The 8208-nt window shown below is 73.0% G+C and carries 7 protein-coding genes and 1 pseudogene; 4 read left to right on the top strand and 4 right to left on the bottom strand.

The window, feature by feature from the left end; all coding sequences use genetic code 11:
• The coding region (locus ABZ885_RS31230) for a helix-turn-helix domain-containing protein (RefSeq protein WP_360195984.1) at positions 1-618 on the bottom strand (618 nt) is incomplete at its 3' end.
• A gap of 70 nt (positions 619-688) precedes the next feature.
• Here ABZ885_RS31230 and ABZ885_RS31225 point away from each other — a divergent pair.
• The gene (locus ABZ885_RS31225; protein ID WP_360195981.1) at positions 689-1582 is read left to right on the top strand and encodes an NADP-dependent oxidoreductase; all 894 of its coding nucleotides are present in this window, start codon (positions 689-691) and stop codon (positions 1580-1582) included.
• 171 nt (positions 1583-1753) lie between these two features.
• Here ABZ885_RS31225 and ABZ885_RS31220 read toward each other — a convergent pair whose 3' ends face one another.
• The 3 genes from ABZ885_RS31220 to ABZ885_RS31210 form a co-directional block, all read right to left on the bottom strand.
• A complete protein-coding gene (locus ABZ885_RS31220) occupies positions 1754-2284 on the bottom strand; it encodes a hypothetical protein (RefSeq protein WP_360195978.1) in 531 nt (176 codons plus the stop codon).
• A 320-nt stretch (positions 2285-2604) separates the two neighbouring features.
• On the bottom strand, positions 2605-2736 hold the full coding sequence (locus tag ABZ885_RS31215) for a hypothetical protein (RefSeq protein ID WP_360195975.1): 132 nt from the start codon (positions 2734-2736) through the stop codon (positions 2605-2607).
• A 141-nt stretch (positions 2737-2877) separates the two neighbouring features.
• Positions 2878-4839: a glycoside hydrolase family 9 protein gene (locus ABZ885_RS31210; RefSeq protein ID WP_360195972.1), complete on the bottom strand. Its 1962-nt coding sequence runs from the start codon at positions 4837-4839 to the stop codon at positions 2878-2880.
• 254 nt (positions 4840-5093) lie between these two features.
• On the opposite strand from ABZ885_RS31210, the gene ABZ885_RS31205 reads away from it, so the two are divergent.
• From ABZ885_RS31205 to ABZ885_RS31195, 3 genes and pseudogenes are all read left to right on the top strand, one after another.
• On the top strand, positions 5094-5768 hold the full coding sequence (locus tag ABZ885_RS31205) for a response regulator transcription factor (RefSeq protein ID WP_360195969.1): 675 nt from the start codon (positions 5094-5096) through the stop codon (positions 5766-5768).
• On the top strand, positions 5768-7009 hold the full coding sequence (locus ABZ885_RS31200; protein WP_360195966.1) for a HAMP domain-containing sensor histidine kinase: 1242 nt from the start codon (positions 5768-5770) through the stop codon (positions 7007-7009). The genes ABZ885_RS31205 and ABZ885_RS31200 overlap by 1 nt, the downstream gene beginning before the upstream one ends.
• Before the next feature lie 443 nt (positions 7010-7452).
• Positions 7453-8208, top strand: a pseudogene (locus ABZ885_RS31195) (hypothetical protein); the annotation flags it as partial.

Genomic DNA, 8208 nt, shown 5'->3' with positions numbered 1-8208 from the left:
GGCGAAGCCCTCCATGTCGGCGATCGGCTTGGTGGAGACGGTGCCGGAGACCAGCTTGGCCCAGGCCGCCTCGATCATCCGGAAGACCTCGTCCACCGTGGCCCCGGGATCGTCCGCCCGGCAGGCCAGCGCGTAGGCGTCGATGGCGAACCGCGCGGTCGCCCGGCACGCCGTCGCGCTCCGGGACAGGCGGGGATCGGCGGCCAGAGCCGCTGCCAGCGCCTGCGCGTGACGCAGGCTCATCGACTCCTCGTACTCCCGCAGGGCGGGTGACCCCTCGATCATGCGCCGGACGGGGGCGCTGCCCTCCGCCGTGCAGTGCCGCACCAGGGCCCGGACCTCACGGTGCAGCGCGGGGATGAGCGGCTCGTGCGGTTGCCGGTCGGTGACCGCACGCGTGAGGCACTGCTCGAACTCCTGGTCGCGCTCGAACACCAGGGCCTCTTTCGAGGCGAAGTGGGAGAAGACCGTGGTGACGGCCACGTCGGCCTCGGCCGCCACGTCACGGATGCCCACGGGGTCGTACCCGCGCTCCAGGAAGAGCCGCAGCGCGGTGTCGGCGATCTTCTGACGGGTCGCGGCCTTCTTGCGTTCGCGGCGTCCGGGCGGCTCGGTCATGCCCTGACACTACCAGGTACGAATTCCTAACCGTTGCAAAACACTAACCGTTAGGGTTACGTTCGGTCGTATGAGGAAAGTGAGCTTCGCCGAGTTCGGCGGTCCCGAGGTCCTGCAACTGCTGGAGGCCGAGGAGCCCCACGCGGGCCCCGGCCGGATACGCATCGCCGTACGGGCGGCGGGTGTGAACCCCGTCGACTGGAGGATCCGGGAGGGCCAGGTCCTGGGAGCCCATCCGGTCGAGCTGCCCGCCGGGGTCGGGCTGGACGCCGCAGGGGTGGTGGACGAGGTCGGCGAGGGGGTCGAAGGGATCGAAATCGGCGACCACGCTTTCGGCGAAGGGACCGACACGTACGCCGAGTTCGCCGTGCTGTCGGCCTGGGCCCGCATGCCCGAGGGACTGACCTTCGAGGAGGCGGCCGGGTACCCGTCCGTGGTGGAGACCGCGCTGCGCACCATCCGCGAGGTCGGCGTGCAGCCCGGGCAGACGCTGTTGGTCAGCGGCGCGTCCGGCGGCGTCGGGTCGGCGGTGCTGCAGATCGCCCGCGAGCGCGGCATCACGGTGATCGGCACGGCCGGGGCCGCGAACCAGGACTACCTGCGCGGCCTGGGCGCCCTCGCCACGACCTACGGCGAGGGATGGGTCGAACGGGTGCGGCACCTGGGCCGGGTCGACGCGGCCCTCGACCTGGCCGGCTCGGGCGTGATCCGCGAACTCGTCGAGCTCACCGGGGACCCGCGCAAGGTCGTCTCCATCGCCGACCTCGGCGCGCCGCAGCTGGGCGTCTGGTTCTCCGGCGTGGCCGGGAGCGTGCCGGACGCGCTCACCGAGGCCGTCGACCTCATCTCCCGGGGCAGGCTCCACATCCCGGTCGAAAGGTCCTACCCGCTCGACGAAGCTGCGGCAGCGCACGCCGACAGTCGCGCCGGCCACACCAGGGGGCGCCGGGTCCTGGTCGTCTGAGCCGCCGCCCGCCGGCGTCCCCACGCCGAACGGATCTTAAAAGTTACGCAGTGACGCACGACGCGTAGAATCCCTCCCTCCGAGCCTCGGCCCGGGGGGAGCAGCATGACCCGCAAGGGGTTTCGCGGCACCAGGGTGTCTCTGCGACCGCGACAGCCCCGTCCGGCTGCCTCAGTCGTTGTCGATCTTGTTGCCGCTGGGGTTGAGCACGTACCAGCCGGCACCGAACGCGGTGGAGCCCTCGCCGTTCGTGTCACCGGGCTTGTGATCCCCGGCGAAGTAGTAGAGGGGGTGGCCGTGGTAGGTGACCTCCATGCTGTGGTCCGCGCGGGTGATGGTGCCCAGATCGGCTGCGCTGACCCCGGCGCCGGCCTGCGGGGTGCCGGTGGTCGCCAGCGGTGGCCAGGCGGACGCACACGCGCCATCGCATGCGGACATCGCCGGGCTGTCCTTCTCGAAGAGGTACAGCGTGCGGCCCTGGCTGTCGGTCAGAATCCTGCCGAGGTTGGAGCCGTTGACCGCGACCAGGGTCCCGGCTGCCCCGGCCTGGCTCGGCGGCTGGGAACCGGGAGCCGGGGCGGAGGGCGCAGACGGGGAGGAGGTGGCCGGCGCCGGTGCCGACTTCGAGCCGCTGCTGCCGCAGGCCGCTGCTCCCAGGGCAAGCGCGGGCAGCACGGCGGCTGCCCAGACGAGACGTCGCATCTTCGACGCTCCTTCCGGCGGGCCACTGGCGCCGGTGTGGCGGCCTGGCGAGCGACCCGTCTTCCAGTACGCAGTGGAGGCTCCGGGCGTTCAGCCCACACGGCAGGAAACGCGTACCGGCCCGGCGCACTCACCGGTTCGGCGCACTCACCGGCCCGGGAAGCGGTACCCGCTCAGGATCCGGGATCTCCCGCTGCTCAAAGACGTCGGCGGACGGCGGCACCGTTCGGACAGCAGGATGCCGGTGTCGGCCTTCGCCTGCGGAAGAGCCGGCGCCGTACCGGGCGGAGCCGACCCGGCAGTGGCAGCCGACGATGCGGTCAGCCCCGGCGCCGTGGCCGAAGTCCCACCGGCGCCTCCTGCGGCGGCACGGTGCGGGGAGCGTCGAGCAGGACGGTGGCCGCGGCCGTGGGGTAGTGCAGTACCCGGTTGCGCTCGCGGCGGCTCGTCATGAGTCCGGCGTCGCGCAGGCCGGTCGCATACTCGGAGGCCGTGGCCAGCGAGACGGAGACCCGGTTGGCCAGCTCGGCGGTGCTCAGCCCTGGAGCGACGCCGTGCGGTGGCGTGACGGGCCGGTCGGGGCTTTCGTGCCGTCAGTTGGGCTTGCTGTCGGTCTGGGGTGGTGCGGCGGCGAGGGTGAAGGCGAGCAGGGCGGTGGCGGTGAAGTCGTCGGCGGATTCGACGCTCTGCCAGGCGCCGACGTGGTCCATGAAGCCGGCGCCGCGGCCGTCGAAGGCGGCGAAGGGGTTGCCCTGGTTGGTCGGGCAGGTGCGCATGGTGGGGAAGGAGTTGAGGTCCTTGAGCTTGTCCGCCGCGTTGGGGCCGTTGACGACGCCGCCGAGGAGGATGTCACCGTCCCCGTTGAGGTCGCCGGCGAGGTTGGCGGCCTGGTGTTCGGGGCACTGCGGGAAGGTGGTCCCGGCGCCGATGACGAAGGAGGAACCCCACGCGTTGGCGCCCAGGGCCCAGTTGCGCTGCTGGGTGGCGAACGTGCCGTAGCGGGAGTCTCCGGTGACCTGGTGGTAGAGCCGGGCGGTGGCGGCGAGGCCGAAGGTGTGGGGCACGGAGTCGAAGTCGGTGTAGACGGCGCCGGCCCGGAAGGGGTCGCGGGCCGCGCGGGCGCTGCCGTCGTCGAGCTGGCGCTTGAGGTCGGCGGCGAGCTGTTCGCGTGTCACTTCGGTGCGGCCGGTGCCGTCGTCGAGCAGGCGGGCGAGGTCGGCGTGGGCGAGGGCGCTGACGTCGCCGAGCCCGAGGGTGCCGAGGCTGTCCGAGGCGATGTACTGCTCGGCCCAGTGTGCGGCCTGCCTGGTCCAGTCGGCTGCGCGCCTGTCCCGAAGGGCCTTGGCGGCGAGGGCGAGTTCGGCGGCGCCGAATTCCATGTCGTCCTGCCAGGACGCCTCGGGGTAGAAGCCGTGGGGGAAGGCGGTGACCAGCTGGTCGCCGGGATTGGTGTTCGCGAGGGCGTAGACGTGTGCGGCCTTCTCGAGTTCCTCGTGGGCCCGTTCGGGGTTCTCGGCGGCGTCGAGCTGGGCGGCAAGGGCGAAGGTGGCGGCGACGCGCCCGGCGAGGTTGGGGCTGATCGGCTTGCCGGGGGGTGCCGCGCGGAAGACCGGCCGGTGCTTGATCAGGTAGTCGGGGTCACCGGGCTTCACGTCGAGGGCGTCGTCGGCCTCCGGCAGGCGCCACACGTCGTGGTCGGAGCGGATCCTGCCGCTTCCGTCGGTGGTGTCGCCCTTGCCGAGTCCGACCTGCACGTAGAGGGTGCGCGACTCGTCGTCCCACATCCTGTCGAGCCAGTCCAGCCCGTGGCGTGCCTCGGCGGCCAGCTCCGGCCCACCGACGGGGGTCGTGCGGTGCGCGAGCAGGAGGCTCGCGGTGGAGTAGGAGGCGGTGTGGGTGAACTTGAGGAAGTCGCCGGCATCGTTCCAGCCGCCCGAGACGTCGATCGGGCCCGCGACACGCTGGAGGGGCGCGGTCAGCACCGTCTCGTCGTCGGCGTAGGCGGGGGTGTCGTAGACCGTGGCCTGGCGGTCCGCCAGGTGGGACGGCTTGCGGCGCAGTTCCGTGGGGATGACGTCGGCGCCGTCGCGCTGGGCCTGGAAGAAGCGGACGTTGGCCTGGATGAGCTTGCCGAAGAGGTCGTCCGCCGCGGCGATGCGGAACGTCGGGGAGACGGCGGTGACGGGCCCGGACACCTCGATCCGGTAGTCGCCGGGTTCGGTCAGCGGAGACAGGTCCAGGGTGTGGACGGCCTTGTACGTGCCGTTCCAGCCGCCGGTGGACGATCCGACCCTGCCCTTCAGGACCTCCTTCCCGGAGGCGTCGCGAACCCGGAAGGACGCCTTGGACGCGGAGACGGAGGTCATCAGGTAGGCCTGCTTGGCCTCGTCGGGTGTGTAGCCGACCTGGTCGACGCGCACCACCGCCCGCGGCCCGCCCGCAGTCAGGGAGTCCGCGCCCTGCGCGGACTGGACACAGTAGACGGCGACAACGGCGGCTGCCACGCCGGCGGCGGTCACGCCGATGACGCGCTTACGCATACGAATCTTTGCCATGCCCCACAGACTGCCGGTCGGTCCATGAGCCGAACATGAGGCAGATGCGGCACCTGCTGCGCCTACTGCACGAATTCCACGCGCCGCTTGGTCGGCGGCGGCATCAGGAGCGGCTCCAGTGCCCGCGACATGGCCGTGAGCCCCACGAACGCGAGGTTCTCACCGCCACAGGGCTGCCCGATGGCAGGGCATAACGCCCGAATCCCGACCACCCCGGCGTTCGTGTGGTTTTCGACGCAGTAGGCTCGGCCGCCATGCGCGTACTTGTCCTCGAGGACGACCCCGAACTCGGCCCCGTCATCATCCGCGGCCTGCGCGAGGCAGGCTTCGCCGTCGACTCCGCCACCGACCTCGCCGACGCCGACTTCAAGCTCGCGGTCAACACCTACGACTGCCTGGTCGCCGACCGCGCCCTGCCCGACGGGGACGCCCTCACCCTCCTGGCCGCCCAGCGCAAGGCCGGATCCGCCCTGCCCGTCCTGCTGCTCACCGCCCTCGACGCGGTCAGCGACCGCGTGGCCGGGTTCGAGCACGGCGCCGACGACTACCTCGTCAAGCCCTTCGCCTTCGCCGAGCTCAATGCCCGCGTCCGCACCCTGTGCCGCCGCGCCCAGCCCGCACGGCTGCCGGAACTGCGCGTCGGCACCCTGGAGCTCGACCTGCCCCGCCGCAGGGTCCGGCGCGAGGGTGTGCTGCTCACCCTCACCGCGAAGGAGTTCGCGGTCCTGGAGGTCCTGATGCTGCGCGCCGGCGAGGTGGTCACCCGCACCGACCTCATCGAACGCTGCTGGGACGAGCAGACCGAACCGCTCTCCAACGTCGTCGACGTCCTCATCGGGCAGCTGCGCCGCAAGCTGGGCCCGCCCGAGCTCATCTCGACGGTGCGCGGCGTCGGCTACCGGCTCGCCGACCACACCACCGAGCCGTGATGCCGCCCAGTCCCGCTGTCGCACGGCTGAACCGGGTCCGGTGGGCGACGACCCTGCTCTTCGCCGCCACGACCGCCCTGTGCCTGCTGGTCCTGGCCGTGCGCACCGACGACCGGTCCCGCACGAACGACCTGGACAACGGCGTCAGCCGGCGGGCTGACGGCCTCGCCCGCACGATCTACTACGACGACGGCGTCCTCAACCTCGACGCCCTGGCGGAGGACGACCTGGCCCTGAGCGCGGAACGGCTCGCCGTCCTCCAGGCACCCACGCCCGGCCGGCCCCGGATCCGCCACGCGCCCACCGCGCACGCCGCTCTCCCCGGCCAGGCCGGGCTGGACGAGGTCTGGGAACAGGTCCAGCACGACCAGGAAACCGTCTTCGTCGCCCTGGAGGCCGGCGGCCGGGAGATCCAGTGGGCCGCCGCCCCCGTCTGGGACGGCGACCGGATCGCCGCCGCCGTGCTGGTCGGAGCCGACCCCGCCCAGAGCCAGGCCGCCCATGACCGCCTGGTCCGCCGGCTCACGCTGGGCTGCGCAGCCCTGGTGCTGGCCGCCGCCGCCATCGCGCACCTCCTGTCCGGACGCGCCATGCGGCCCGCGCTGCGCGGGCTCGACCAGCAGGAACAGTTCCTCGCCGAGGCCGCCCACGAGCTGCGCACCCCGCTGGCCACCCTGCGCCTGGTGGTCGAAAGCGGCAGCACCTCCCCCACCCGCGCCCCCGTGGCCCTCGACGAGGCCCTCCGCCTCGTCGACCGCCTGGGCCGGCTGGTCACCGGGCTGCTGGCCCGCGCCCGCGTCGAGGCCGGCACCCGTGAAGTCGAGCTCACCCCGCTGCGACTCGACCAGCTGGTCGAACAGACCGTCGAGGAACTGCCCGACAGCACCGGCGTCACCCTCACCACCGAGGCCGCCATCGTCAACGGCGACCCCGAGCTGCTCGCCCAAGCCGTCCGCAACCTCGTCGAGAACGCCCTGCGACACGGCGGCGGCACCCCTGTCGGCGTGAGCGTCACCGCCGGCCGCATCACCGTCCGGGACCACGGCCCCGGCATACCCGCCAAGAACCGGGAGCGGGTCTTCGAACGCCACGTCACCGGAGCCACCAGCAACGGCACCGGAACCGGCCTCGCCATCGTCAGATGGGTCGCCGAACTCCACGACGGCACCGCCCGACTCTCCCCCGCCCCCGGCGGCGGCCTGCTCGCAGAACTCCTCCTGCCCCCGCACACCAACAACTGATCCAGCCCGGCAAAACGCCGGCCATCACCGGGAACGGGAACGGGCCCGCGGCCACGCATTGGGCGGAACCGTCCGGCGAGGACCGGGTCGCCGCCCGCAGCCACCCAGAGCGGGCCGGCGGAACCTGCGGAGCCCGCGGCCGCATAGCCGACGTCGGCGGGGTGGCACCGGTCGTCGGTTCAGCGCCACTGGTAGGCGCCGGTCATCGCTGGGAGCAGCAGCGGGCCACCAGTGGCGGGTCGAACGGCCTGGACGGGCTCGCCGTCCTCGGCCAGGCGGCCGGGCAGGGAGCCTCGGGTGCTGTCGAAGGCGCGGCCGGGGGGACCGCCGGTGTGAACCAGCGGTGTGTCAGTTCGGTGGGGGCTCGCGGCCCTGGTTGCGTGATCGACAGTGACGGAAGGCGATCCCTCGCCGGGACCTTCTTCCGTCTTCTGGAGTTGATCGTGACGTCCTCACTGTCGGGGGCCTTCGTCCGGCCCGCTGCCGGGTATCGTGCGGGTTCGGCCGGGCGTCGGTGCCGGGTGCTGGCCGTTGCGGCCGGCGTGCTCGGTGCCGCCGTCGCCCCGGTGGCGCTGTCGGTACCCGCCCGTGCTGCCGGTACCTGCACGACCGCCGGCCCCTCCACCACCTGTACGTTCGCGCCCACCGGCGCCGAGCAGACGTTCACCGTCCCGGCCGGCGTCACGCAGGTCGACGTCACGGCGATCGGCGCGGCCGGCGGCCTCTCGGGCGTCAACGTCACGCCCGGCGGCCGCGGGGCGCAGGTCTCGGGTACGCTCACCGGCCTGTCCGGCGGGCAGACCCTCTACGTCGAGGTCGGTGGCACCCCCACGCTCACCACCCCCACCTGCTACCCGTTCTCGCCGTGCATCGGCGGCTTCAACGGCGGCGGCAGCAGCCACTACGGCGGCGGAGGAGGCGGGGCCTCCGACGTCCGTACCCAGCCCCGGACCACGCCCCTCACGACCACCGATTCCCGCCTGATCGTGGCCGCGGGCGGCGGCGGGGCCGGTGAGGTCTTCAGCTCGTCGTGCACGGGCGGCAGCCAGGGCGGGGACGCCGGCCAGCCGGGCACGGGCGGGATGTGCAACGGGGGAACCGGCGGCGGAGCCGGCACGGCCACCCAGGGCGGGCCCGGCGGCACGTCCCCCAGCGGCGGTTCCGGCGGCACCCCCGGCACACTGGGCACCGGCGGCGAC

It is taken from the genome of Kitasatospora sp. NPDC047058 (genome assembly GCF_040643935.1).
Classification (GTDB): Bacteria; Actinomycetota; Actinomycetes; order Streptomycetales; family Streptomycetaceae; genus Kitasatospora.
The sequence above is the reverse complement of the archived record's forward strand: the minus strand, read 5'-3'. Positions and strand labels throughout refer to the sequence as shown.